The organism is Corynebacterium incognita, assembly GCF_014217255.1.
GTDB classification, from domain to species: Bacteria; Actinomycetota; Actinomycetes; order Mycobacteriales; family Mycobacteriaceae; genus Corynebacterium; species Corynebacterium incognitum.
On record NZ_CP059404.1, the window covers coordinates 1,871,849 to 1,896,193 of the forward strand.

At 61.4% G+C, this 24,345-nt stretch carries 21 protein-coding genes and 2 rRNA genes; 9 read left to right on the plus strand and 14 right to left on the minus strand.

All coding sequences use genetic code 11. The features are described 5' to 3' along the window. Positions 1-316: 316 nt before the first annotated feature. Both H0194_RS08725 and rrf read left to right on the plus strand, forming a co-directional pair. Positions 317-3,387, plus strand: a 23S ribosomal RNA gene (locus H0194_RS08725). 121 nt (positions 3,388-3,508) lie between these two features. Next, positions 3,509-3,625, plus strand: a 5S ribosomal RNA gene (gene rrf, locus H0194_RS08730). A 323-nt stretch (positions 3,626-3,948) separates the two neighbouring features. Here rrf and H0194_RS08735 read toward each other — a convergent pair. Both H0194_RS08735 and H0194_RS08740 read right to left on the minus strand, forming a co-directional pair. Beyond that, complete coding sequence (locus tag H0194_RS08735; protein ID WP_185175516.1) at positions 3,949-4,182, minus strand: hypothetical protein; 234 nt, start codon at positions 4,180-4,182, stop codon at positions 3,949-3,951. After that, positions 4,170-4,745, minus strand: a complete 576-nt coding sequence (locus H0194_RS08740) for a chromosome partitioning protein ParB (protein ID WP_246388869.1) — start codon at positions 4,743-4,745, stop codon at positions 4,170-4,172. Before H0194_RS08740 ends, H0194_RS08735 begins: the two co-directional genes overlap by 13 nt. Before the next feature lie 188 nt (positions 4,746-4,933). Here H0194_RS08740 and H0194_RS08745 point away from each other — a divergent pair, with 188 nt between their 5' ends. Next, positions 4,934-5,578: a DUF3239 domain-containing protein gene (locus H0194_RS08745; RefSeq protein WP_185175517.1), complete on the plus strand. Its 645-nt coding sequence runs from the start codon at positions 4,934-4,936 to the stop codon at positions 5,576-5,578. On the opposite strand, the gene H0194_RS08750 is transcribed toward H0194_RS08745, so the two are convergent. The 7 genes from H0194_RS08750 to H0194_RS08780 form a co-directional block, all read right to left on the minus strand. Beyond that, complete coding sequence (locus H0194_RS08750; RefSeq protein ID WP_185175518.1) at positions 5,575-7,236, minus strand: DNA repair helicase XPB; 1,662 nt, start codon at positions 7,234-7,236, stop codon at positions 5,575-5,577. The two genes, H0194_RS08745 and H0194_RS08750, sit on opposite strands and share 4 nt — an antisense overlap. A gap of 81 nt (positions 7,237-7,317) precedes the next feature. Next, on the minus strand, positions 7,318-8,511 hold the full coding sequence (locus tag H0194_RS08755; RefSeq protein ID WP_185175519.1) for an ABC transporter permease: 1,194 nt from the start codon (positions 8,509-8,511) through the stop codon (positions 7,318-7,320). Then, positions 8,508-9,389 carry an ABC transporter ATP-binding protein gene (locus H0194_RS08760; protein WP_185175520.1) on the minus strand — a complete coding sequence of 294 codons (882 nt, stop codon included), beginning with the start codon at positions 9,387-9,389 and terminating at the stop codon, positions 8,508-8,510. The genes H0194_RS08755 and H0194_RS08760 overlap by 4 nt, the downstream gene beginning before the upstream one ends. Before the next feature lie 14 nt (positions 9,390-9,403). Beyond that, complete coding sequence (locus H0194_RS08765; RefSeq protein ID WP_185175521.1) at positions 9,404-9,979, minus strand: hypothetical protein; 576 nt, start codon at positions 9,977-9,979, stop codon at positions 9,404-9,406. Further along, positions 9,979-10,473: a hypothetical protein gene (locus H0194_RS08770; protein ID WP_185175522.1), complete on the minus strand. Its 495-nt coding sequence runs from the start codon at positions 10,471-10,473 to the stop codon at positions 9,979-9,981. Before H0194_RS08770 ends, H0194_RS08765 begins: the two co-directional genes overlap by 1 nt. 3 nt (positions 10,474-10,476) lie before the next feature. Beyond that, the gene (locus tag H0194_RS08775) at positions 10,477-10,749 is read right to left on the minus strand and encodes a helix-turn-helix transcriptional regulator (protein WP_185175523.1); all 273 of its coding nucleotides are present in this window, start codon (positions 10,747-10,749) and stop codon (positions 10,477-10,479) included. A 69-nt stretch (positions 10,750-10,818) separates the two neighbouring features. Next, entirely contained in the window at positions 10,819-13,197 is a 2,379-nt protein-coding gene (locus tag H0194_RS08780; protein ID WP_185175524.1) for a helicase-associated domain-containing protein, read from the minus strand. Positions 13,198-13,261: 64 nt separating this feature from the next. Between H0194_RS08780 and H0194_RS08785 the strand changes: the two genes are divergently transcribed. Further along, entirely contained in the window at positions 13,262-13,453 is a 192-nt protein-coding gene (locus H0194_RS08785; protein ID WP_185175525.1) for a hypothetical protein, read from the plus strand. A gap of 233 nt (positions 13,454-13,686) precedes the next feature. Here the strand turns inward: H0194_RS08785 and H0194_RS08790 are convergent, their stop codons facing one another. Next, complete coding sequence (locus H0194_RS08790; protein WP_185175526.1) at positions 13,687-14,355, minus strand: resuscitation-promoting factor Rpf1 domain-containing protein; 669 nt, start codon at positions 14,353-14,355, stop codon at positions 13,687-13,689. A gap of 504 nt (positions 14,356-14,859) precedes the next feature. Here H0194_RS08790 and H0194_RS08795 point away from each other — a divergent pair. Next, positions 14,860-15,243, plus strand: coding sequence for a cold-shock protein (locus tag H0194_RS08795; protein ID WP_185176968.1), 384 nt, complete (start codon positions 14,860-14,862; stop codon positions 15,241-15,243). A 13-nt stretch (positions 15,244-15,256) separates the two neighbouring features. Here the strand turns inward: H0194_RS08795 and H0194_RS08800 are convergent, their stop codons facing one another. Both H0194_RS08800 and H0194_RS08805 read right to left on the minus strand, forming a co-directional pair. Further along, complete coding sequence (locus H0194_RS08800) at positions 15,257-15,805, minus strand: DUF2771 domain-containing protein (RefSeq protein WP_185175527.1); 549 nt, start codon at positions 15,803-15,805, stop codon at positions 15,257-15,259. Between the two features lie 73 nt (positions 15,806-15,878). Continuing rightward, positions 15,879-16,793: a glutaminyl-peptide cyclotransferase gene (locus H0194_RS08805; RefSeq protein ID WP_246388870.1), complete on the minus strand. Its 915-nt coding sequence runs from the start codon at positions 16,791-16,793 to the stop codon at positions 15,879-15,881. A 49-nt stretch (positions 16,794-16,842) separates the two neighbouring features. Between H0194_RS08805 and H0194_RS08810 the strand changes: the two genes are divergently transcribed. The 3 genes from H0194_RS08810 (at position 16,843) to H0194_RS08820 (ending at position 20,028) form a co-directional block, all read left to right on the plus strand. Next, the gene (locus tag H0194_RS08810) at positions 16,843-17,607 is read left to right on the plus strand and encodes a DUF3027 domain-containing protein (RefSeq protein ID WP_185175529.1); all 765 of its coding nucleotides are present in this window, start codon (positions 16,843-16,845) and stop codon (positions 17,605-17,607) included. A gap of 110 nt (positions 17,608-17,717) precedes the next feature. After that, on the plus strand, positions 17,718-19,145 hold the full coding sequence (locus tag H0194_RS08815; protein WP_185175530.1) for an NCS2 family permease: 1,428 nt from the start codon (positions 17,718-17,720) through the stop codon (positions 19,143-19,145). 28 nt (positions 19,146-19,173) lie between these two features. Continuing rightward, complete coding sequence (locus H0194_RS08820; RefSeq protein ID WP_185175531.1) at positions 19,174-20,028, plus strand: TrmH family RNA methyltransferase; 855 nt, start codon at positions 19,174-19,176, stop codon at positions 20,026-20,028. A 31-nt stretch (positions 20,029-20,059) separates the two neighbouring features. Here H0194_RS08820 and H0194_RS08825 read toward each other — a convergent pair whose 3' ends face one another. Further along, positions 20,060-20,947 (minus strand): DUF6928 family protein, encoded by an 888-nt coding sequence (locus H0194_RS08825; RefSeq protein WP_185175532.1) that lies wholly within the window; start codon positions 20,945-20,947, stop codon positions 20,060-20,062. Positions 20,948-20,986: 39 nt separating this feature from the next. Then, the gene (sepH, locus tag H0194_RS08830; protein ID WP_185175533.1) at positions 20,987-22,207 is read right to left on the minus strand and encodes a septation protein SepH; all 1,221 of its coding nucleotides are present in this window, start codon (positions 22,205-22,207) and stop codon (positions 20,987-20,989) included. A 657-nt stretch (positions 22,208-22,864) separates the two neighbouring features. Here sepH and H0194_RS08835 point away from each other — a divergent pair. After that, positions 22,865-24,160 carry a citrate synthase gene (locus H0194_RS08835; protein ID WP_185175534.1) on the plus strand — a complete coding sequence of 432 codons (1,296 nt, stop codon included), beginning with the start codon at positions 22,865-22,867 and terminating at the stop codon, positions 24,158-24,160. Positions 24,161-24,345 lie beyond the last annotated feature (185 nt).

A 24,345-nucleotide genomic window follows, 5' to 3' on the forward strand; every position in this document is an offset into this window, starting at 1 on the left:
GCTGTAGAAGCAACTTTTTACCTGCGTGCTGTTGTGCAACGTTTTTGATGCAAAAGATAGAAGTTTTGAGTGTGTTGGCATGCTGTTGGGTGTCTGGGACATGCGTTTGTGTGTTCTGGTTGCCGCATCATTGAAGGTGGGCTGCTTGTGGGTGGTCTGGTTTTTTGGTGGTGTGGGTGTTGTGTGAGAACTGTATAGTGGACGCGAGCATTACAAACACATATGTACTGGTTCTTTTGTGGATTGGTGGGTGTGTGTTTGGTTTTGTTTTGTAGTGTGTTTTGTTTGTTTTTTTAATCAAGTGTGTTTATCTTGTGTGTTTGTTGTTAAGGGCGCATGGTGGATGCCTTGGCATGCTAAGCCGATGAAGGACGTGGAAGGCTGCGTTAAGCCTCGGGGAGTTGTCAATTAAGCGTTGATCCGAGGATGTCCGAATGGGGAAACCTAATCATCTTTGTGGGTGGTTACCTGCATCTGAATTCATAGGGTGTAGGGGGTAATGCGGGGAAGTGAAACATCTCAGTACCCGTGGGAGAAGAAAATAAATTTAATGATTCTGCTAGTAGCGGCGAGCGAACGTGGATGAGGCTAAACCGTGTGTGTGTGATACCGGACAGGGGTTGCGCATGCGGTGTTGTGGGGTTGTTGCGTGCATCATCTGTTCGTGGTGCGTGTGGTGTGTTGTGTTAGGTGAACTGGCTTGGAATGGTCGACCGGAGTGGGTGAGAGTCCCGTAGCTGAAGGCATGGCAGGCTGCATTGTGATTGTCCCCGAGTAGCAGCGGGCTCGTGGAATCTGCTGTGAATCTGCCGGGACCACCCGGTAAGCCTAAATACTTAGTGTGACCGATAGTGAATTTAGTACCGTGAGGGAATGGTGAAAAGTACCCCGGGAGGGGAGTGAAATAGTTCCTGAAACCATGTGCTTACAATCCGTCAGAGCACCTGTTGTGTGTGATGGCGTGCCTTTTGAAGAATGAGCCTGCGAGTCAGCGGCATGTCGCGAGGTTAACCCGTGTGGGGTAGCCGTAGGGAAACCGAATCCTAATGAGGGTGTTGTCAGTGGCATGTTCTGGACCCGAAGCGGGGTGATCTACCCATGGCCAGTGTGAAGCGATGGTAAGACGTCGTGGAGGCGCGAACCCACGTAGGTTGAAAACTGCGGGGATGAGTTGTGGGTAGGGGTGAAAGGCCAATCAAACTCCGTGATAGCTGGTTCTCCCCGAAATGCATTTAGGTGCAGCGTTGTATGAGCTTGTTGGAGGTAGAGCTACTGGTTGGTTGAGCGGGACTATCATCTTAGCAATGTCAGCCAAACTCCGAATGCCAGCAATTTGTGTTATACAGCAGTGAGACTGTGGGGGATAAGCTTCATAGTCGAGAGGGAAACAACCCAGATCGCCGGTTAAGGCCCCTAAGGGTGTGCTAAGTGGAAAAGGATGTGGGATCGCGAAGACAGCCAGGAGGTTGGCTTAGAAGCAGCCATCCTTGAAAGAGTGCGTAATAGCTCACTGGTCGAGTGGTTCTGCGCCGACAATGTAGTGGGGCTCAAGCACACCGCCGAAGCCGCGGCAACAATTTTATTGTTGGGTAGGGGAGCGTCGTGCATGATGTGAAGCAGTATCGTAAGGCGCTGTGGATTGTGTGCGAGTGAGAATGCAGGCATGAGTAACGAATTGGAAGGTGAGAATCCTTCCCGCCGGATGACTAAGGGTTCCTGGGTCAAGTTCGTCTTCCCAGGGTGAGTCGGGACCTAAGGCGAGGCCGACAGGCGTAGTCGATGGACAACCAGTTGATATTCTGGTACCCGTATTATCGCGCCCATGGTAAAGCATTGATACTAACTACCCACAAACCACACCTGATCACCTTCGGGTGTGTGGTGTGGTGCGTGCGTAGGGCCTGATATGTGGTCCAAGTGATGGGGTGACGCAGTGGGGTAGCCAAGCCGCTTAATGGATTGTTGGTGTAAGCGTGTAGCTGATGGCATAGGTAAATCCGTGCTTGTTAGGTAAGACGTGATGCGTAGCCCTAATGGGGTGAAGTTGGTGATCCCGTGCTGTCGAGAAAAGCCTCTAGCGATGTGGTGATACGGCCCGTACCCTAAACCGACACAGGTAGTCAGGTTGAAAATACTAAGGCGTTCGGGTGAACTGTGGTTAAGGAATTCGGCAAAATGCCCCCGTAACTTCGGGAGAAGGGGGACCACATACTGTCAACACCTTTTCGGTGGGCAGCGGTGTGTGGTCGCAGAGAATAGAGGGAAGCGACTGTTTATCAAAAACACAGGTCCATGCGAAGACGTTGAAGTTGATGTATATGGACTGACGCCTGCCCGGTGCTGGAAGGTTAAGAGGACCTGTTAGCCAGTAATGGCGAAGCGGAGAATTTAAGCCCCAGTAAACGGCGGTGGTAACTATAACCATCCTAAGGTAGCGAAATTCCTTGTCGGGTAAGTTCCGACCTGCACGAATGGCGTAACGACTTCTCTGCTGTCTCAACCACAGGCCCGGTGAAATTGCACTACGAGTAAAGATGCTCGTTACGCGCGGCAGGACGAAAAGACCCCGGGACCTTCACTATAGCTTGGTATTGGTGTTCGGTTCGGTTTGTGTAGGATAGGTGGGAGACTATGAAGCTATCACGCCAGTGGTGGTGGAGTCGCAAGTTGAAATACCACTCTGATCGGATTGGATACCTGAACCTTGGCCCATGATCTGGGTTGGGGACAGTGCCTGGTGGGTAGTTTAACTGGGGCGGTTGCCTCCCAAAATGTAACGGAGGCGCCCAAAGGTTCCCTCAGCCTGGTTGGCAATCAGGTGTTGAGTGTAAGTGCACAAGGGAGCTTGACTGTGAGAGAGACATCTCAAGCAGGGACGAAAGTCGGGACTAGTGATCCGGCACCAACGTGTGGAAGTGGTGTCGCTCAACGGATAAAAGGTACCCCGGGGATAACAGGCTGATCTTCCCCAAGAGTCCATATCGACGGGATGGTTTGGCACCTCGATGTCGGCTCGTCGCATCCTGGGGCTGGAGTAGGTCCCAAGGGTTGGGCTGTTCGCCCATTAAAGCGGCACGCGAGCTGGGTTCAGAACGTCGTGAGACAGTTCGGTCTCTATCCGCCGCGCGCGTTGAAACTTGAAGAAAGCTGTCCCTAGTACGAGAGGACCGGGACGGACGTACCTCTGGTGTGCCAGTTGTTCCGCCAGGAGCATTGCTGGTTGGCTACGTACGGAAGGGATAACCGCTGAAAGCATCTAAGCGGGAAGCCTGTTTTAAGATGAGGTTTCTTTTGAGGTCCCCTAAAGACTATGGGGTTGATAGGCCAGACCTGGAAGCAGCGTAAGCTGTTAAGGCTACTGGTACTAATAGACCAAAACAAACACCAAACAACACTTGGTGAAACAAAAAACAACAAAAACATGACAAAACTTGTCGCACGCGTCCACTATGCAGTATTTGACACAACACCACCAGAAACACACCCATAGTGTGTGTCCTGAAGGTTTGTCGGTGGCAATAGTAGCAGGGAAACGCCCGGCCCCATTCCGAACCCGGAAGCTAAGCCTGCTCACGCTGATGGTACTGCACCCGGGAGGGTGTGGGAGAGTAAGTAACCGCCGACACCAAACATAAAAACAATAATTCAATAACCCATCAAGGCAACGAGCCGGCGACACCACACCACGGTGACACCGGCTCGTTGCCTTCTTTTTCGTGATCCCACACCCCGCCAAGCCAGGGGTGGATTGTGCAAAAACTGCGAGAACACCATTTACCGCGCCGTGTTTTTGCCACTTCTCGCAGTATTGACCGGAGCCCGGGGACGGGACTTGGTTAAGTTTGAATTAACTCCGAGAAAACTGAGGGAGTTTGAAAGGCCATAATAAGCGCCTCCAGCCGGGATGTCGCGGCTGGAGGCGTCTCATAGGCACTGATTCGAGTCCCGCTAGTTCGCGTTAAAGGAGTAGCTTCCTGTCAATCTGTTGTGAATGACGACAGAGTAATCTTCACCCTTCGCTTCAGCACCGCTCACAAGTCGTTCGAGCTGTTCGGCGTTGTAATACCTGGTAAGGCCCAGCTGAAGGAGGAGAAGAAAGAAGAGACCCAGTACGGCAATAGCAAGGACCACGTGTCCTCCTTGCGTAAGAGGTTTAACCTTGAGCGACTTTACTTCTGACATTCGAACCTATAACCTCCTGCCTTTTGCGCAGCGCCTGAGTCGGTGGTGCCTTCTACACCTGCTGAGTCTTGGGAACTTACAACTGGCGTGCCACCTTCGTCGTAGCACCTATTCACCAGCTGCATCTTTTCTTCGTGAGTGGTGTACATCGCGTAGAAAGTTAGTCCGCCACCCGCGATAATTCCAAGAATTGCCGCACCACCCCAGATGATTTCGGGGGCAATGCGGTTCGAGACGTCGGAGTCGCCCTGGTTCCGTGTTTCTTCGGGATCGAGACCGTTGTCCTTCAAGACCTCATTTACCGTCTCATCAGGCAAGGTTTTGAGGCCGGTTTCTACCTTGTTTAGGGTTGCATCGGAAACTCGAGTGTGATCGACCTTGGATCGATCGATTCGGATCTCATCGGACGACGGGTCGTAGATCGTTGCGTTCGCCAACACCAGGGGGCCGTGGATCTCCGGGTTTGGCTCATCTGCCTGTGCTGCGGGGACTACGCCAGTTGCGATCAACGCCATTGTGGTGGCTCCTGCAAGTGATTTTCGGAATGTCAACGAGGCGAGCATTTACATTCCTTTCTTATTCAGTGGTGTTCGCCGAGTTGGAGGGGCGCTCTGTTTCGCGTCAATTGTGAGGGTAACACCGAATGTTTGGTACTTGAATCGGGTTTAAGTATCAATTCTATTAACCTCATTTCCATCTATTGATAACCAGCGGTTCGGGGACGGGAAGCGGCGGGCGCTAGACTGGGGCCGTGAAGATCTTCAAATTCGACGTCGATGAGTCCTTTGCCAAAGCCAACAACGAGCTCCTGCGGGACTCGTCGCGCCTGCGCACCAGCGGGTTGCTGCTGGGGCTGATTCTGGTGGCCGCCGGCGTGGCGGCCTACTTCCTTGTGAGCAATGGCGCCTGGGCCTTCATCGTCGGCGTTGGCCTGGTCATCATGGGCGTTCTCTCGGCCGTGATTGGTGTCTTCGCCGCGAAGAAGGTGGGCACCGCGCAGGAGCTGTATGACTCCTATCCGCTGGCGCCGGCTGTCGTGGCCGAGGTCAACGAGCGCGACATGGTGCTCATGGCCCTGGTGAATACCAACGTGGACCCGTCGCTGGCGCCGCGCTGGGGCGTGTGCCTGCGCACGGTGACGAAGATCCCGGGCGTCGACAAGCGCGCGGTGGGCACGAAGGTCCCCGTCGCCGCGGTGTCCGGCCATCGTTCGACCTCCGACCAGGAACACTGGCAGCAGATCACCCCAATGCCGATTGCGTGGGGCACCCCGGATCAGGAAGTGGTCAAAATCGCCCGCAAGGCCATCCCGGAGGATCAGTGGAACCGCCTAGACCGGGCGCGCAAGCGCCTGTCCGAGGTGAAGCAGACCCGCTACGACCTGCTGGTGCTCTAGCCCAGCTGGTCTAGGTCCTCTAGGTCCGCCGCATCGATGATGCGGTAGGCATAGCCCTGTTCCGCCAAGAAGCGCTGCCGGTGCGCGGCATATTCGGCGTCGAGGGAATCGCGGGTGACAATCGTGTAGAAGTACGCGCTGTTGTCCCCGGACTTCGGCCGCAGGAGCCGGCCTAGGCGCTGCGCCTCCTCCTGGCGGGAGCCGAAGGAACCAGAAACCTGGATAGCTACCGCGGCCTCCGGGAGGTCGATGGAGAAATTAGCCACCTTGGACACCACCAGGGTGGCTATTTCCTTGTTACGGAACTGCTGGAACAGCTTTTCCCGCTGCGCGTTGGAGGTCTTGCCATGGATGACCGGGGCGTCGATACTTTCCCCGATGTCTTCGAGTTGGTCCAGGTAGGCGCCTATGATCAGAGCCTGCTGGCCCGGGTGCTTGTCAAGGAGCTTATCGACGGCCGCGTATTTCTGCTCCGCAGACGCCGCCAGGCGGTAACGGTCGCGCTGATCTGCGGTGGCGTAGGCCATGCGCTCAGCCTGCGTCATGGTGGTGCGCACCTCCACGCACTCGGCGGTGGCGATGAAGCCCTGGACCTCCAGGTCCTTCCACGGGGCGTCGTAACGCTTGGGTCCGATGAGGGAGAATACGTCTCCCTCCATGCCGTCCTCGCGCACCAGGGTGGCGGTAAGCCCGAGGCGGCGGCGGGATTGCAGGTCGCTGGTCATACGGAAGACCGGCGCGGGCAGTAGGTGGACCTCGTCGTAGATGATGAGGCCCCAGTCGCGGGAATCGAACAGTTCGAGCGCGCGGTATTCGCCCTTCGTCTTGCGGGTAACCACTTGGTAGGTGGCGATGGTGACCGGCTTGATTTCTTTCTTCTCGCCGGAGTATTCGCCAATCTCGTTGTCGGTGAGCGTGGTGCGGCGCAGCAGTTCGTTGCGCCACTGGCGCCCCGCCACGGTGTTGGTGACCAGGATGAGTGTGGTGGTCTGCGCCTTGGCCATGGACGCCGCGCCGACGAGGGTTTTGCCCGCGCCGCAGGGCAGGACCACCACGCCGGAGCCGCCCTCCCAGAAGGCGTCCGTGGCGTAAACCTGGTAGTCGCGCAGCGCCCAGTCGTCTTGGCTCAGCGCGATGGGGTGGGATTCGCCGTCGACGTACCCGGCCAGGTCCTCGGCGGGCCAGCCCACCTTGAGCAGTTCTTGTTTCAGCCTGCCGCGCTCGGAGGGCGGGACGGAGAAAGTCTCGGCATCAATGCGGGCGCCGAGCATGGCGCCGACCTTCTTGTGGCGCGCCAACTCCTCGAGGATGGCGGGCTCGTGCGACTCGAGCACCAGGCCGTGGGCCGGGTGCTTGAGCAGGCGGACGCGGCCGTAGCGGGACATGGTCTCCGCGACGTCGATAAGCAGGGCCTGGGGCACCGGGAACCGGGAATAGGTCTCCAAAACATCGACGACCTGTTCGGCGTCGTGCCCGGCGGCACGGGCGTTCCACAGCGCGAGGGGCGTGATCCGGTAGGTGTGGACGTGTTCCGGGGCGCGCTCGAGCTCCGCAAAGGGGGCGAGCGCCAGGCGTGCCAGGCCCGCCTGTGGGTGGTCGACTTCCAGCAGGACTGTCTTGTCCGACTGAACGATGAGGGGGCCGTCACCCAGTGCCATGCGCGCGCCTTTCTGGAGGGGAACAACGACCCTCCATTATGGCACGGGCCGCTGCTCACGCAGCGACCCGGGGAGCTCGGTTTAAGCGCGGGTGAAGGCCTGGCGCCAGGTCAGCTTGCGCCCGTTGTTCAGGATCGCGTTGCGGTAAATGCGCGCCACGAACCACAGCACGGCCACCGTGACCACGGCGAACAGCGCGTAGGACAATAACACCATGCCCAAAGACATGTTGCCGGCAGCAAACTGTAGCGGCGCCACACCCGCGGAGAACGGCGGGACCCACGCCATCACCTGCATCCACGTGGCGTCGATGTTCATATAGCCGAACATCGGGACATAGATGGTGGCCATGACCAGGATGAGAATGGGTGCCTGCGTGGACTGGAGGTCCTCCGTGCGCTGGACCATCGCGCCCGCAGCGGCGTAGAGCGAGCCAAAGAAGGCCAGGCCCAAAATCATGGACAGCAGCAACAACGGGACCACGGTCCAGTCAAACTCGAAGCCGTCCAACAGACCGGAGAAGAACAGGGCGGCGCCGGCGATGCCGATGATGAGGAAACTGGCTAAAAGCCCGAAGACGGTGTTGCCGATGAGCTTGCCTGCCAGGAAGTCCAGCGGACGCACGCTGGAGAGCACGATCTCCACGACGCGGGAGGACTTCTCCTCCGTGACTCGGCCGCCGATGTTGCCGGCGAACAAGGTGATGATGAACATGATGATCATCGTTCCGGCCAAGACCGTAATAATGGCGATGAAGTCCCCTTCGCCGTCCGAGCCGTCGGAAGACGAAATATTAACGTGGGTGACCTCAGCGTTCGGGGTGACCTTGGCCAGCTCCTGCGGGTCCACGTTCATCTGCGCGAGACCGTAGTTGGTGGCGTTGGCGGCCACGATGGCCTCCACCTGACCGGCGAGCTGCATGTTCGGCAGGCCGTCGAAAAGCAATTCCCAGCCCTTGGTGCCGTCGCCCGGCTTCATCGGGACGAGGGCGGCCTTGGCGTCGCCGTCCTTGACCTTCTGCTCCGCCTCGGCACGGTCCTTGACCTTTTCGCCCTTGAGGGACTCGGAGTCGAAGGATTCGGGCGCCATGTCGACGACCGCGAGGGTGTCAACCTCGCCCTCGTTCTTGTTCTTGAAGTAGGTCACGCCGCCGATGATGCCCAACGCCACGAGCAGGGTGATGACCAGCGAGATGATGATGGACTTGGTGCGCATCGTGACCGCGACTTCGCGGGCCGCGACGGTCTTGATGGTGTTAGCGCTGGAGTAACTCATGCTTGGACAACCTCTCGGAACAGTTCGGTGAGATCAGGGATCTTGCGGGCAAACGAGTGGACGGGACCGGCGGCCATGGCCGCGCGCAGGATCTCCTGGTCCTGCTCGGTGGACTGGGCTTCCACAAGGACGGTGCGGTCAGTGGCGGCCACCATGCGGGTGCCTGCCGGTTCCCAGCCGCGGGCCGGGGTGCCAACTTCGTAGACGATGGGGCCGGTGGTGCGCAGTTTTTCAACGGTTCCTTCCGCCACCATGCGGCCCTTGGTGACGATGCCCACGCGGTCGCACAGGCGCTGGACCAGGTCCAGCTGGTGGGAGGAGAAGATGACGGGCACACCGCGTCGGGTGCGCTCGAGCAGCATCTCGCTCATGACCTCCACGGCCACCGGGTCCAGGCCGGAGAACGGCTCGTCCAGGATGAGCATGTCAGGGTCGTGGATGAGCGACGCCGCGAGCTGGACGCGCTGCTGGTTGCCCAGCGAGAGCTCCTCCAGTTTGTCGTTCATGCGCTCGCCCAACCCGAGCCGTTCCAGGAGCTCCTCCGCGGACTTGGTGGCGGCAGCCTTGTCCATGCCGTGGAGCTGGCCGAAGAACACCAGCTGAGGCACGAGCTTTTCCTTCGCGTACAGGCCGCGTTCTTCGGGCATGTAGCCGATGCGGCGACGGTTGTCGTCATTGATGGGGGAGCCATCAAAGCGGACTTCGCCGGAATCGGCGGCCAGGACGCCCAGCGCGATGCGCATGGTGGTGGACTTGCCCGCGCCGTTGGAGCCGACGAAGCCGTACATCTCGCCGTCGCGGACATTAAACGTCATGTCATCCAGTGCTCGGGTTTCCCCGAACGTCTTGTTCAGGTGGTCAATTTCAAGTGTTGGCATAGTCTTTCTTTCCTTTAAGAGACGGACGTGCCCGAACCGACGGTTTCGCGGTGCTCTTCGTCGTCCAGCGGCTGGTTGAAGGTTAGGGCGTAAGTCATGGCAGGCAGCATGCTGGCCACCATCGTGGCAATGACGGCGGCCTCGCCGAAGATGAGCATGAGGATGTCTGGCTCGATGTTGATGTCGAGGAACATCGCGCCGAGCATAAGCGCGAAGCCGCCGATACCGCAGATATACAGCAGGACAGCCAAGGCGCGGCGGCGGCCTTTGTCCAAGACGGCTACCTCCATCTCGTCCAGTACCGCGAGCGGGGCTGAATCCTTGACCTGGATGCTTGAGCGGAGCAGGGTCCAGGGCACCATTTGCGCGAGCCACAGCACCGTGCCGATGAATAGCAGGGCGTTGTTCTCTTTCCAGATGCCGACGGACACTAGCGCCAGGCCCAGGGCCATGAGGATAAAGACCCCGGCGATCAGCGCCTTGGTGGCACCTGGGTTGTGGGCGTATCGACGCCCCGCGCCGCCGTTGCGGTTGATCCATTCCCAGCGGGCAATGCGTGCTTCTTCTGAGCGGTTGAACAGGGGAGGCATCAGGCGACCTCTTCTTTCTGTAATTCTCGATCCTCGGCCTCGATGTCTTTGTTGGTCTCCAGCGCCAGGTGACGCAGCTGCACGAACGAGGCCAGCATGACGAGGCCGCCGGTGGCCATGCCGCAGGTCCGTGCGACTTCGGCCCAGCTGGTGGCGTCGAGGCCCGCGAACTCCAGCAGGGGTACGCACAGCAGCACCATCATGAGCGCGAGCGTGCCGAACAAGAACACGTTTAGCGCCTTCGCGCGGGCCGCGCTGAGCTGGACGAGCTCGTATTCGTCGGCGAGCTCCGGCTTGAGCTGGGAGGGGCGGAGCGTTTTCTGCAGACCCATCACGCAGCCGGCAGAGATGCCGATGCCGAGCACCCAGAAGGTCATCGACAGGGACTGATTGGAGAGGTTAAAGGGTAACGCGGTCCCAATGAAGATGAGGCCGAGGTAGAAGAAACTCAGGTATTGCTTGCGTCGGCGGGCAACGGTCGTAGGGGAGGTCATGGTTTAAGCTTCCTTTCCCGCGACGGGGTAGAGATCGGCGGACATGGGACGGAACTCCTCGCGGGAGAACACAGCCTCGACGGGAAGGCTGAATACCTCGCAAATGCGGAATGCGAGGTCCAAGCTGGGGGAGTGATCACCGCGCTCGAGCGCGCCGATCGTTTGCGGGTTGACATCAATGAGTTCTGCCAGTTGTGCGCGCGACATGTCCCGCTCCGCGCGCAGAACGCGGACCCGATTAAAGATCGGGTCTTGAGGCTTTTTCTTTGGGGACATACTCCATAGTGTTGTATAAACCCAACGCTTTGTCAACGGCTGGAACCAAGATTGTGTCAATGACTTCTGCTATATCTGGCTGACCTGGGAGATCCGGTGCACAGGGAAGCGCACTGGCTGGCCCGAATCCGCACGCACCGCGTCCACGACGCCGCCAGTGGCGCTCAGAGGTTTGACGTTAATCTGCCGCGGCGTGCCGTTCTTATCGGTGTATCCCACCGTGACCACCTGGCCCGCCCGGGCGGCAGCCTGCAGCGTAGCCAACAGCTCGGTGACCGGCGGGGTTGAGTTTGAAGGTGTGCCCTGGCGGCGCGGTGCGTCTGGGGTGTTAGCGGCCTCGCGGATGCGCGCGGCGGCGGCGAGCCAGCGATCGTCGGAAGGCTGAGCCTTGGGATGTGCGCGGGACGAACGCGGCGCGCGAGTGTAGCCCTTCGCCGGGGTAGGTAGTACGTAGGGGGTGGCGCTGACGTCAATGAACGCGCCGTTGTCGTCCTCGGCGGTGGGGCTCAAACCCGCCTCGCGCAGGCGCGCGAGCAGCGTGCCCAGGCGTGTGGTCGAGATGGCGACCGTGGGCGCGATGAGCCGAAGCACGCCGGCGTCGTTGATGGCGCTGACGGCCTGCGCGAGCAGGGCTTCGTCATCGCTACGCAGGTAACTCAACGCCGGGCCGCCCCGAAGAGAACCGTGGTGGCGCGCGACGTCGTCCAGCGCGTAGTCGACGGCTTGCGGGACCTCGCCGATGGCGTGCTCGGCCAGCCAGGTGCGGATCTCGGTGACGCTGCGCCCGGCATCATAGGCGCGTCGAATGCTCGCGGGCGTGATGCGGTACACCGCGGCCAAACCGGGGGATTCGACATCAGCGAACAACTCCACCGCCTTCCGAGCAGGCTGGGTGAGCGGTCCGGGGGCGAGCATGGTCATGTCAGCTTGGACAATGACCTGCTCCACCGGGGTGGGGGTGACGGCGGCGGTGGCTGCGGTCAGCGCCTCCTCGTCGTGGTCAAGAAGGTGGCGCAACATCGACGTCGCGGTGTCCTTGGCCAGGGCACCAACGAGTGCCGCCTCCTGGCGGTAGAAGTCCACGTCCGCTTGCGGAAGGGAAGAAGCCAGCAAGGGATGCAGGTAGCGAAATGCCTCGGCGTGTTCCTCCGGGGTGAGCGGCTTGCGCGCGACGTTCGCCTCGGTAGTGTCGGCGGTGCCGGCAGAATGGACCTGGAGGTACACCTCCCACACCGCCGCGCGCCGGGCCGCCTGATACGGCGAGGCGGTGTCTTCGCTGAGCAGCCGATGGTCGGCGCGCGGCCGCCAGGATGAATTCAGCGCCGCCTGAAGCACGGTGGCCCAGCGGGCGTCAAGCTCGGCGTCCATCCAGTCCCACCCCGCCTGGGTAGGGCAGAGGTAGTTACCTTCGGCGACGGGCTCGCTGCCTCCGGTGGGCTCACCGCGGCTGAGTAGCCTGGCGGCGACGGCTAAGCTGACCAGGAACTTGATGGTGTCCTCGTCAGTGCCAAGTTGCTTGGCCAGCTGTGATACCGCGCGCACGCCCACGGTCTTGTCCTTGAGTAACGGCAACGGCGCGTTCCCCAGGGCGTCGATAAGCTGCGCCACCTGCCGCACCGTCTCCAGGCCCGCCGCGGCGCCGGCGGTGGCCACCTCTTCCTGCGTCTGCTCTTGCTGTTGTTCTTGCGGCAGGTGCTGCTGAATGTTTGGGTCCAGGGAGTCCCCGGCGGGCAGGGTGCGTGGCGGGACGAGTGGGATGGCGGTGGGGTGTTCGCCACGCAGTAGCTGGCGGACGGCGCGGGGAAGGCGCACGGTGAGGGAGTCAACGCGGTGCAGGAAGCCCGCGGCGATGAGTTGCGGCACCGGACGTGCAGGATCGGCGTCCGGGCGGGCATCGCGGGTGGTGCCTAAGCCACCGGCGGTGGCGAGGGTGTCCAGGACGGCCCGCTGGGCGTCGGGAAGCTGCGCGAAAGCCGCGGCGCTGACCGTGGATTGCTCAAGCAGTGACCACCCGGTAGGGAGCGCAGCCATGACCTCGGCCGCAACCATCCATCCTTCGGGGGTGTCGTCGTCGCCGTCAGTGTGGGTAAAAGCGAGGGCGCAGGCGGCGCAAGCCTCCAGAGCGGCGGTCACCTGCTGGGAAGTGATGCCGTGAGGGGTGGCGAGCGAGGTGGAAATCTCGGCGGCTGCAACCGGGCGCAGCTCCGCGCCGAGAGCCGCGGCGGCCTCCAGCACCGCGAGCTCCGTGGCGTTGAGGGTGCGGAGCGCTCGGGAAACGGAAGTGCGCAGCTGCAGGCGTACGGCCAAGGGGGCTATGCCAGGGGGTAGGGGTGAGACCACGTCGGGGCGGTGGCGGAGGATAGCTGCGAGCTCCTCGTTGTTGCGTTGCCCCAGCCAGTTGCGGAATTTAACGGAAGCGGGGGATGTGCCCCGGGAAGAATCTGCCATGATGTGTTCTAAGTCTAGTGCCGTTTGAATTACTTTTTCGCCCGCGGTTTGGCAAGATAGAACTATGTCTAACGTTGAGAAGAAGGGCTTCGTCTCCCCAGCTTGGCCGAAGCACCTCGAACCGGGTTCCCACGCAGTTACCGAGATTGTTGCACCGTTCTCCGGCGCCAACAGCCCCTTCGGCGATGACCTCATCCTGCCGATGCCGGCCGAGAAGACCAACTACGTGCACCCCTACACCCGCATCAACCGCTAGAGCCTCTCTCTAGTGCGCTTGCTGCGCCGCCGGACTAGGTACCTGGTCCGGCCTTTTGGCGATCCTGCAGATGCGTGTATCGCGTGGCGGTAGGGCCGAAGCGCGTTGCGGGGGAGACCCGCGGGATGGCTGGAGGGACGACAAAAGCCCCGATCCGAGCAGGAGCTCAGGTCGGGGCATTGTTTTGTGTGCGGCGGCGGGGTGCTACCCGCGCGCTTGGGACCTAGTGCGAACTAGAAGATGCCCTGGACTACCGGGTCGATGTAGTTGCGGTTCGCGGAGTAGAAGGCGTTGAAGTTGTGGCGGTTAGCCTTGTACTGTGCCTCGATGAAGGACGGGATGGTCACGCCGTACTTCGCCAGGGTGTCCTCGATGAGCTCGTAGACAGCGTCCACGGCCAGTTCGTCGGACTTGTAGTTAGCAGCCTTCTTCACAGCCTTCGGAGCGGTGGAAGGAGCCTTCACGGTCTTCTTCTCGGTGTGAGCCGGCTTCGGAGCAGGCTGCGTCGGCTTCGGTGCGGAGACGTCGCCACGCGGGGTAGGGGCGGAGTTCAGGCCTAGGCTTGCGGAGCAAGCTGGCCATGCGCCCCAGCCCTGGCCAGCGAGGGTCTTCTCAGCGATAGCGATCTGCTGCTCGCGGGTAGCCTGATCAGCGGTCGGAGCGTACTGTCCGCCACCGTAAGCCTGCCAGGTGGAAGCGGAGAACTGCAGGCCGCCGTGGTAGCCGTTGCCGGTGTTGATGTGCCAGTTGCCGCCGGACTCGCACTGCGCCAGGCGATCCCAGTCGGAGTCCGGTGCAGCAGCGGCGGTCGGTGCGAACAGGCCAGCTGCGGCGCCGACAGCGGCGGTGGTGGCAACAAACTTTGCTGCGACGGATGCGTTCTTAGAGTTGTGACGTCCCATGTAAATATTCCTCACTTAAGTTTCACGCCCGCGAAGGAGGCACGATTGTGCTTCCCGAGTCCGTGATTTTCGTTTGGTCTTGCTGCACTGCGCGGTGATGGGGCGTTCCCTTCAACCATAAAAGCCATCCATTTGGTTGCGACCCGGACCTTGCACGCGGGGTAGTTCACGAAGTGTAAGTCGCACCTACTGGATGAGTGCCTGTTGGACAGAGTAACGGTTTGTAACGAAAGTGTCACGCTTTGTTGACGTTTCAGTAATATTCCACAAGCGCGGCCATTGAGGGGATCGTCAGGAAGCGGCTGTTCGGCCAGCTAAGTCCTTGACAGGCTCTAGTCAGAAAAATCAATGTGATTCCCCTCACGTGATGGGTATGGCGGGTGTGCTGGGGTGAACGGCTGTGTTTTTACAAGAGTGAACGGCGTACTAATATATGAGCTTTACCCAGACAACACACTTTAGTTTGTCTGGTGACTATCTACTACGAGGAAAGTGGTGAGCATCGTGCCGGTTGGCAAAGTGAAATGGTACGACGCCGAGAAGGGCTTTGGTTTTGCCTCCAACCCCGGCGACGAAGATGTTTTTGTGGGCAAGAACGTGCTTCCCGATGGCGTGGAGGAGCTTTTCCCAGGCCAGCGCATCGAGTTTGATTTCGCCGCGGGCCGCAAGGGGCCGCAGGCGCTGCGCGTGAAGGTCTTGGATGAGCCGCGCCGTAAGGCCGCGCCGTCCCGGAAACCGGAGGAATTGGGCAGCCTGCTCGCTGATCTCATGACCCTGCTGGAAACCCAGGTGCAGCCCGCCCTGACCAAGGGGCACTACCCGGACCGCAAGACCGGCCGCCAGGTGGCTGAGATCCTGCGCGCTGTGGCTAAGGACCTGGATAGCTAAGTCCTCAGCGAGATTAGTTGGCCGCCTTTCCCTGGGCCTGTTCCTGCGTGGAAATCGCCCAGACGGTCGTGAATGGTGTCTCCTCGCCGTTGGCATCCGTGCCAATCATAACGGAGTGCACCTCCACGACCTGGAGGGCGGCCTTTTCCTTCTTTTCGCCAACGGTGACGCTGCCGGGGACATCCACCGTTGAGGTTTCGTGGGGGCCGTGCAGCGTCTCGTCGTTGGCCTCGACCTTGTCGTAAATGCGCAGCACCTGCCAGTCGTGGTTCGACACGTCTTCCGGAACCTCCACCTTTAAGGTTTCATCCGCGCCAACCTTCAACGTAGGAATATCCGCCTCGGCGCAGTCCTTGCCAGGCTCGCACGCCATATAGGGAGTGGTGGTCACTTCCTTGTCACCCACCGTGAAAGTTACGGCGACATCCTTCGGCTCCGGGCCCGGGCGGGAATTCCACCAGTTCTGAAACAACAGGACACCCACCACAATGATGACAACGGCGGTCACCAGCGCGAGCACCTGCAGCAGCGCCTTCTTCTTCGCTTCTTTCCGTGTGGCCATGCAAAGAATAGTACTTCACCGCGTCGCGGTGTCACGCACGGCGAGGGCGACGGACGCGGCGTCGGACAGCGAGCTAGGACGCGGGCTCGAAGCGGACCTCGTACAAATCCGGCCACCGCTTGCCGGTGAGGTAGTAGAGGTCCAGCGAGGGATCGTAGGCAATGCCGTTAAGAACATTGTCTGAATCGCGCGGGTCCGCGTTGTTGTCCAGACCCGAGGCGTCCACGATGCCCGTGACGTGACCGGATTCCGGATCAATCCGCAAGATGTCAGTACTGAACCACACGTTGGCAAAGACATGGCGCTCGCCCTGGCGGTCGGTCACGCACTCCAACTCGTTGATCTTGTCCACGGGCGAGCCGTCGAGCGTGACCTCAACCGGGCTCGCTTTGTCATCAAACGACTCAGGGTTCAAGCGCTGCAGCTGTGCAGAGCCGTCGGACATGAACATCGTGTCCTCAAAGGCACAGAGACCCCAGCCCTCACCGTCATACGGGGCGCGGCCGGTCTCCTGAAGGGTCTTCGGGTCGCGCTTGATGGCCACTCCATCCTTCCAGGTCAGCTGCCAGACGTGGTCGCCGGCCTGGGTGATTCCCTCACCGAACTGGGTGTCTTCCAGCTCCGCGCTGGCTTCCACCTCGTGGTTGCGGACCTTCGCTCGGTAAATGCGCGACTCACCGGTCTGCCCCGTGCCCACGAGCAGTTCACCATCGGGGGTGACTTCGAGGCCCTGGGTGAAGCTATCCTCAGAAAAAGGGTGCGTGGCCACCACCTCGGCGGTGAGCTTGTCGACGCTACTGGACTCATCGTTGTCCGGAACCGGGCGGGCAGAGTTGTCAGTGGAGGTGGTGTGCGGCGCGAGCTTGCTCTCAATGACCGGGCTGGATTGGGAGATCGGCTGAGCGGAGCAACCACTCAAAAGCAGCGCACCAGCCACAGGGGCGAGGAGGACTCCGGTGCGGGCGCGGGACGGGGAAAGGTCAGACACGTCGTTCAGCATAAGATATTTGGACGCGTATGCCCCATAATGGAGGATAATGAATCGAGTGTCTCCCTCACAGCGTTCTTCCCGGCGTTCTTCCCGGCGGTCTTCCCCGCGGTCTACTCAGCGACGAAACAAGAAGCCGTCCAGTCTCCTCCTTGGGGATCGCGCCGTTGACATTGCGCGCGCGGCACTGGAGGAGCTTGGCGACGGCGAAGTGGGCCGCCACACCGGCGTCCACGGCGTGTCGTCCACCGTGGCCACCCACCGCTTTGCTGCCGACGTCCCCGGCTACTCCGGGTGGGAGTGGCACGCGGTCCTGGCGTGCGCGCCGGGCAGCGACGAGGTTACCGTCAGTGAGGTGGCTTTGGTCCCTGCCCCGGGCGGCGACGCGCTGCGCGCCCCAGACTGGGTGCCATGGGCGGAGCGGGTGCGCCCCGGTGACTTAGAACCGGGCATGCTGCTGCCGCCGGAACCCGGTGACCCCCGCCTAGCGTCGACCGGCGAGGACGGGGACGGGCCGATGGAGCTCACGGTAAAGGGGGTGTCGGACACCAAGACTCGCTGGCGCAAGGGCGACTTCGGGCCGAACTCTGAATTTGCGGAGAAGGCCGCGCTGGAGTGCAAGACGTGCGCCTTCTTCGTCCCGTTGAGCGAGCCAGTGGGCGCGAGCTTCGGCGCGTGTACCAATAAATTCTCCGCTGACGGTCACGTGGTCCACGCGGCTTATGGCTGCGGCGCGCATTCTGAGACACCCGCTTCAAGGAACTCCGATGAGCCCGGCGACTATTACGATGACGAGCGCGCCATCGACTTCTAGATCGGTTCCTTCGTTGACTTTTTAGCCGAATAAATTTTGTAAATTCGGCGCCCGCGGGGGAAACTGTTGCAGTATCCTTAGACAACTTCTTGCAAAGGGCGGAATCTGCAATGAATAATGGCGTGCTCGATCGCTATTTCCACATCACCGAACGCGGATCCAGCGTGAGCACTGAGGTGCGCGCGGGTGCCGTGTCCTTCCTGGCCATGGCGTATATCGTCCTGCTGAACCCGCTGATCATCGGTGCCAGCGCGGACTCGGCGGGCAACACCTTGGGCATCCCCCAGGTCGCCGCCGCTACCGCCCTCGTCGCGGGCGTGATGACCATTCTGTTCGGCGTCATTGCCAAGTACCCCTTTGCCCTGGCCACCGGCTTGGGCATTAATTCTATGGTCGCCGTGACCCTCGTGGGCGTTGAGGGCCTGACCTGGCCGGAGGCGATGGGCCTGGTGGTTTTGGACGGCATCGTCATCGTCTTGCTGGCCATTTCCGGATTCCGCACCGCGGTGTTCAACGCCATTCCGGCCCACATGAAGGCCGCGCTGTCGGTGGGCATCGGCATGTTCATCGCCATGATCGGCTTCGTGGACGCCGGCTTCGTGCGCCGCCTTCCCGACGCCGCGCACACCACCGTCCCCGTAGGCCTGGGCATCAACGGCTCGATTGCGTCTTGGCCGACCTTCGTCTTCGTTTTGGGCCTCATCATCTGCTTCTTCATGGTTGTGCGCCGCGTGCCAGGCGGCCTGTTCATCGCGATTGTGGCCAACACTGTCATCGCCATGGCGGTCGAAGCTATCACCGGTTCCGGCTCCTCGGCGGACAACCCGGCCGGCGGCTGGAGCTTGGCCGTGCCGCAGCTCCCGGATTCCGTGGGCGGCATGCCGGACCTGTCGATTGTCGGCGATGTTGATCTGTTCGGCGCGTTCACCCGCGTCGGCGTAGTCACCGCCACGCTGCTGGTGTTCACCCTGGTTTTGGCCAACTTCTTCGACGCAATGGGCACCATGACCGCCCTGGGCAAGCAGGGCGACTTGGTGGATGAAAACGGCAACCTGCCAGGCATGAAGAAGGCTCTGGTGGTCGAGGGCTTCGGTGCCGTCGCCGGTGGCCTGGGCTCCACCTCGTCCAACACCGTCTTTGCGGACGCTTCCGCGGGCGTGGGCGACGGCGCGCGTACCGGCTTGGCCAACGTGGTCACCGGCGTGCTATTCCTACTCGCGATGTTCCTGACCCCGCTGTACGAGGTCGTGCCCATCGAGGCCGCCGCGCCCGTCCTGGTGGTCGTGGGTGTCATGATGGCCACGCAGCTGGCATCCATCGACTTTACCGATATGACCGTGGCCATCCCAGCGTTCTTGACCATCGTGGTCATGCCGTTTACCTACTCCATTGCCAACGGCGTGGGCGTGGGCTTCATTGCCTACGCACTGGTCAACCTGTTCGCCGGCAAGGCCAAGAAGGTGCACTGGATTATGTGGCTTATCTCCGCGCTCTTTGTGGTGTACTTCGCCGCCGAGCCACTGCGCGCCATTCTCTAAACCGTCCTGATGTAGTGAGGAATCCGCCATGACCCGCCTGCGCCTTCACGATCCCGCTGACGCCCGGCTTGACGACGTCCGCGCGCTCAACGCCTCAGACAAGTCCGGCGCGGGCTTGGTGATTGCCGAGGGGCACCTGGTAGTTTCCCGGCTTCTGGAGTCGCGCTTCCCAGTGCGCTGCGTGGTGGGCTTCGCCTCCAAGCTCGACCAATTCGAGAAAATATACGGTAGCTTCGACGACCACAATGCCCGGCTCGAGGCGGCCGGTGAGCAACCCTTCGCAGTCTTGGAAGTCAGCCGCGAGGTGCTGGCGGAAACCGTCGGCTTTGATATGCACCGCGGACTCGTGGCTGCCGCGGACCGCGCACCCGCCCTCAACGTCGCGGAAGTGGTGCGCTCCGCCCGCACCGTCGTGGTGCTCGAGGGCGTGGGTGATCACGAAAACATCGGTGCCATCTTCCGCAATGCCGCCGGCATGGACGTGGACGCGGTGCTCTTCGGTAATGGCTGCGCCGATCCCCTCTACCGCCGCAGCGTGCGGGTGTCCATGGGGCACGTCTTGCGCACGCCGTTCGCGCACCTAGAAGGAACCTACACCACGTGGCAGCGTTCCTTGAGCGAGCTTCGCGACGCCGACTTTCGTCTTGTCTCCCTCACCCCGCACCCAGACGCGGTGCACCTCGCCGACGCCCTCGAGGGGGCGGAGAAGGTGGCCCTGCTCGTAGGCGGGGAGGGCCCTGGGCTCACGGAACACGCGATGCGCGCCACGGACGTGCGCGCCCGCATCCCCATGGCGCCGGGGACCGATTCGCTCAACCTTGCCACCTCCGCGGCGATCGCGTTCTACGAGCGGCAGCGCAGTCTGTGGGCTGCTATTCGATAGGGAACGCTGGTCGCTGTCACAGCGGCCAGCGCTATTTCCAGAGGCGGCGGAACCGTGACAGGCTCGTGGACGCCTTGTCCGCGGCCGTCGCCAAGCCCCGGCGGGCCTGGTGGCCTAAGCGCCGCGCCGCCGCAGAGGTAGCGCGGACGAACTCCTGGTATTCGTCGCGCTCCTCGTCTTCCCAGGTAGGGGAGTGATCCTCATAGTCGTCGTAGTCCGCGTTGCCAGGCCCGATACCCAGCTTGGAGGCAGAAACACTGGCCAGCTCCGCGACGCTGCGGCGCACCGGGGCGGGCTCGTCCACCTTCGGCTGCGGGCGGCCGTCCACGGCGAAGCCCGCGACCTGCAGGTCCGGTCCGTTGGCAGACACCTCCACACCCAGCCATGCGTCCTGCGCGGCGCGCATGAGGTCATAAGGCTGGAATGGCAGGGCAGTAGGCCCGGAGGAGTGGCTCTTCTCGCCAGCCCAATATGCGCCCTCAAACGGGCCAGGAAGGCCCTCGTCTTCGAAGATGGTGTACGGCGTGGCGTTAAAGCAGCGCCGCAACTCGCCCTCGACCCAACGCGCGAAACCTGCCAAGCCCGTGTCCGGGTTATAGGTGAACGCGAGGATCTCGCGGGCGGGGATGGCGCGGCGGAGCTTGACATCGAGCCCGGCTAGGTTCTGGGCGCCCTCATCAATGATGGTCTGCACCACGGTGACTCCGGGGTAGCCGCCGATATAAAACTCGTCCTCAGACACCTCGGCGGAGCGGTTCAACGGGAATTGGCCAATGGGGGTGATGGGGAAGCGCGGGTTGAGCTGGCTCAGAAACTTTCGACCAAATCCCCGGTCCGCCCGCGGCTCCGCGGCCAAGACGGCCGCTGGGTCTTCTGCTGTGATGTACCACAGCGTCACCACTGCTGAATCCGGTGTCACCGCTACTCCTTCGCCAGGTCCCAACGGGTGCCTTGCTCGCTATTTCTTCGGGCGCTTCGTGTTCGCCCGCACGCCCAACAACACGTCCTCCCAGTGCGGGGTGACGGCTTTGCGACGCCGCTTCGCCGGGCGCTGCTGGGGGTCCGGGTTCTGGAGGAAGTCCTCGCCCGCCTCGTTGCTGTCATCGCTGCGCTCGTCGCCAGCGTTACCCGCGGCGTCAGCGTCACCTTCACAGTCGCGGACCACCGGGATGTCATCACGAGTGCGCGTCGTGCCATCCTCGCCGCCGTCGATGGAGCGCAGGCCCTGCGGCTCGTCGTCAAACTCGGCGTAGCCGTCAACGGTGTCCGCCTCGATGGCGCGGGAGTAGCGCGAGCCGCGACCAATGGAGGTCAGGGAACGCACCGGCTGGACGAAGTCCGGGTCGGTGAGATCCGCGGCCACGGAGTTGCGCGCCTCCACGGTGGCGGGGGAGGTCATGGACTGCTTCAGGGTCCATTCAGCCTCGTTTTCGGTGAGCCCGGCCATCCACGTGATACGGATGATCCACGGCTCGCCCTTCGAACGGCGAGCGTCCCACGTGGCCTCGGACAGCGAGTGCCCGCGGGCAGCGAAAGCGGTGGCCAGGATCTCCCACAGGGTGAGCTTGGCGGGGCCGTCCTCGCGCAGCGGGTGAGCCTTCTTGGCCATCTCCGCCATGGAGTTGCGCTCCAGCATGACCGGGTGGGTAAACGGCTCCACGCGGGACTCCGCTACGCCCATCTCCTCAGCGAGCTCGGCGGCGGTAGCGCCAGCGCGCACGCGGTTTTGGATTTCCGCCGGGCGCAGCGTCATCGGGGTGGTCATCAACGGATCCGGCTCCGGAAGCGGATGCGGCTGGCGCGGTACCAGGCGCGGCCGCTCGGTGGACGGTGTCGGTGAGTCCGAGCTTTCAGACGCGTCGTCGGCGTTGTCAGTAGACTCTGCAGACTCAGCCTCGGAGTCAGCCTCGGCTGCGTCGTCGTCCTGTTCATTCTGTTGTGGCTCACTCTCTTCGGACGCGTCGTCGACCGGCTGCAGCGGCGTCGCTGCACTACCTGCGTTCTGGGGGACGTCAACGGTGGAGTCGGTATCGGAGTCCTCCGCGGTGGGGGCCGCAGGGGCGTCGGAAAGCTTGCGGAGCGCGTCCGTGACTTCGACGAAGAACTCCTCGCCGCTGTCGTCTCGCAACACCAGGGAGGTGGACGTCGACTCGCTTTCAACGAGGAAAAGCTCGCGCATTACTACTCCTTTTAATGACCCGTCACGCGTCCGCCACCTCATTCTCCGTCCTCACTGCGGGGGTGGGACGTTGTTGGCGCGATGGCGGTGTGAGGCCTTAATTAATAGGTATCTAATGATTTGATATGTGATTGGCTCCACTGTAACCCAAGTCGCCGCACTGACAGGGGATAAATGGGGGTATGTCAGCATCCCGGCCGTGGACGCATGAAGTGATTGTCACGTGCCGTGGTGTCCCGTGGTGTCCCGTGGTGGCCGTGGTGAAGGTATGCCAAGTGTGTGCTGGCCGGAAGGGGGAGCAGTGGGGGTAAGTGGGCTATCACCTGCCCATGGAATTTGTAGCGCGCGTCACAAGATTTGTTAAAGTTGTGGATGTTCGACCGGAACCTGTTGGAAGGCTGGCTGGGCGCACGTCGGTGAGCGGCGTAGCGACTAAGGCTAGCGCCACAAAGCCGCTCCAGCGTCGTGCGCCAAAAGAAGTAAAGAGGAGTATCTTTATGGGCAGCGGTGCGACGCGAGAACGAGGCGCTACCAACGCGCGATGGCAGGGCTGCGACTAGCGCGAGCCTTGTCCCGCGGGAGGCCTGCGGTCGTGGCTAATAACTGCATCAATGCATCAACACCGACCAAAACAAAAAGAAAGAGGGTAAAAGGCTCATGGCTTCAGAGAGCAAGGACAAGGTTGTACTCCACTACCCGGGTGGCGAGTACGAGATGGACATCAAGCAGTCCACCGAGGGCGACTCCGGCTTCGACATCGGGAAGCTGCGCAACGAGACCGGACTGGTGACCTTTGACCCTGGCTACGCCGCCACCGGTTCCACCGAGTCCAAGATCACCTTCATTAACGGCGAAGAGGGCATCCTGCGTCACCGCGGTTACGACATCGCGGACCTGGCGCAGAACGCCACCTTCAACGAGGTGTCCCACCTGCTTATCAAGGGTCACCTGCCTAACCAGGAAGAGCTGACCGCCTTCAACAACGATATCCGCCACCACACCCTGCTGGACGAGGATTTCAAGGCGCAGTTCAACATCTTCCCGCGCGACGCACACCCGATGGCCGTTCTGGCTTCCTCGGTGAACATTCTGTCCACCTACTACCAGGACCAGCTGGACCCGCTGGATGAGGCGCAGCTGGACAAGGCAACCGTTCGCCTGCTGGCTAAGGTTCCGATGCTGGCCGCTTACGCTTACCGCGCTTCCCAGGGCAAGCCTTATATGTACCCGGACAACAAGCTGAACGCGCGCGAGAACTTCTTGCGCATGATGTTCGGCTACCCCACCGAGGAATACGAGGTGGACCCGATCGTGGCCAAGGCCCTGGACAAGCTGCTCATCCTGCACGCTGATCACGAGCAGAACTGCTCTACCTCCACCGTCCGCATGATTGGTTCCGCGCAGGCCAACATGTTCGTGGCCATCGCCGGCGGCATCAATGCCCTGTCCGGCCCGCTGCACGGCGGCGCTAACCAGGCGGTTCTGGAGATGCTGGAGGACATCCAGACCAACAACGGTGGCGACGCCACCGACTTCATGAACCGCGTGAAGAACAAGGAAAAGGGCGTTCGCCTAATGGGCTTCGGTCACCGCGTGTACAAGAACTACGACCCGCGCGCAGCCATCGTCAAGGACACCGCTCACGAGATCATCGAGCACCTGGGCGGCGACCCCATGTTGGATCTGGCCATGGAGCTGGAAGAGATTGCACTCAACGACGACTACTTCGTCTCCCGCAAGCTCTACCCGAACGTGGACTTCTACACCGGCCTCATCTACCGCGCCATGGGCTTCCCAACGGACTTCTTCACGGTTCTGTTCGCTATCGGCCGCCTGCCGGGCTGGATCGCTCAGTACCGTGAGCAGCTGGAGCTGAACACCAAGATCAACCGCCCGCGCCAGATCTACACCGGCGAGACCCTGCGCACCGTCACCCCGCGCGAGCAGCGCTAGGCCACGCGACGCGCGGTACGAGACTCAAATTTAATATTTCGTTAACCGTGCAGGTCAACGTGTTGCGGAGGGTGTCATTCGAGCCCACCGGCGCGTGGCCAACTAAGTCGAATCCTGCTTTACCCCCTATACTCGGGTGAGTTGGATTCGACTTGTTGCGTTTTCTCCCCTCGGTGTTCCGTCAT

Excerpts from the sequence above, each read along its gene's own strand:
- H0194_RS08735 (WP_185175516.1), bottom strand. The coding sequence starts at position 4,182 with ATGTCAGAAGTAAAGTCGCTCAAGGTTAAACCTCTTACGCAAGGAGGA.
- H0194_RS08740 (WP_246388869.1), bottom strand. The coding sequence starts at position 4,745 with ATGCTCGCCTCGTTGACATTCCGAAAATCACTTGCAGGAGCCACCACA.
- H0194_RS08750 (WP_185175518.1), bottom strand. The coding sequence starts at position 7,236 with ATGGCACTGGGTGACGGCCCCCTCATCGTTCAGTCGGACAAGACAGTC.
- H0194_RS08755 (WP_185175519.1), bottom strand. The coding sequence starts at position 8,511 with ATGAGTTACTCCAGCGCTAACACCATCAAGACCGTCGCGGCCCGCGAA.
- H0194_RS08760 (WP_185175520.1), bottom strand. The coding sequence starts at position 9,389 with ATGCCAACACTTGAAATTGACCACCTGAACAAGACGTTCGGGGAAACC.
- H0194_RS08765 (WP_185175521.1), bottom strand. The coding sequence starts at position 9,979 with ATGCCTCCCCTGTTCAACCGCTCAGAAGAAGCACGCATTGCCCGCTGG.
- H0194_RS08770 (WP_185175522.1), bottom strand. The coding sequence starts at position 10,473 with ATGACCTCCCCTACGACCGTTGCCCGCCGACGCAAGCAATACCTGAGT.
- H0194_RS08775 (WP_185175523.1), bottom strand. The coding sequence starts at position 10,749 with ATGTCCCCAAAGAAAAAGCCTCAAGACCCGATCTTTAATCGGGTCCGC.
- H0194_RS08780 (WP_185175524.1), bottom strand. The coding sequence starts at position 13,197 with ATGGCAGATTCTTCCCGGGGCACATCCCCCGCTTCCGTTAAATTCCGC.
- H0194_RS08785 (WP_185175525.1), top strand. The coding sequence starts at position 13,262 with ATGTCTAACGTTGAGAAGAAGGGCTTCGTCTCCCCAGCTTGGCCGAAG.
- H0194_RS08790 (WP_185175526.1), bottom strand. The coding sequence starts at position 14,355 with ATGGGACGTCACAACTCTAAGAACGCATCCGTCGCAGCAAAGTTTGTT.
- H0194_RS08800 (WP_185175527.1), bottom strand. The coding sequence starts at position 15,805 with ATGGCCACACGGAAAGAAGCGAAGAAGAAGGCGCTGCTGCAGGTGCTC.
- H0194_RS08810 (WP_185175529.1), top strand. The coding sequence starts at position 16,843 with ATGAATCGAGTGTCTCCCTCACAGCGTTCTTCCCGGCGTTCTTCCCGG.
- H0194_RS08815 (WP_185175530.1), top strand. The coding sequence starts at position 17,718 with ATGAATAATGGCGTGCTCGATCGCTATTTCCACATCACCGAACGCGGA.
- H0194_RS08820 (WP_185175531.1), top strand. The coding sequence starts at position 19,174 with ATGACCCGCCTGCGCCTTCACGATCCCGCTGACGCCCGGCTTGACGAC.
- sepH (WP_185175533.1), bottom strand. The coding sequence starts at position 22,207 with ATGCGCGAGCTTTTCCTCGTTGAAAGCGAGTCGACGTCCACCTCCCTG.
- H0194_RS08835 (WP_185175534.1), top strand. The coding sequence starts at position 22,865 with ATGGCTTCAGAGAGCAAGGACAAGGTTGTACTCCACTACCCGGGTGGC.